At 65.0% G+C, this 317-nt stretch carries 1 pseudogene; it reads left to right on the forward strand.

The features are described from left to right. A pseudogene (locus GJ668_RS20265) lies at positions 1-317 on the forward strand (IS66 family transposase); the annotation flags it as partial.

Genomic DNA, 317 nt, shown 5'->3' on the forward strand with positions numbered 1-317 from the left:
GCCTCACCCATCCTGGAGATCGCGACCACGGCGGCGTGGGAGGAACACCTCAAGGCCCTTGGGATCACCAAGGAACGTCATCGGCGCATCGCCACCGAGGGGGCCTTGCTCGGTGGGCTGTTGGCGAAAGGCCTCTCGCGCGAGCTGGTCATTGTCAGCGATGGCGCCGGACAGTTCGCCATCCTGCTGCATGCCCTGTGCTGGGTGCACGCCGAACGCCTGATTCACACACTCATCCCGCTCAACGCGCGCCAACGCCTGGATCAGGAACGGGTGCGCGACGAGATCTGGACGCTGTATGCCGACCTCAAGGCCTA

Source organism: Allochromatium palmeri, assembly GCF_009720725.1.
In the GTDB taxonomy this organism is placed as follows: domain Bacteria; phylum Pseudomonadota; class Gammaproteobacteria; order Chromatiales; family Chromatiaceae; genus Thermochromatium; species Thermochromatium palmeri.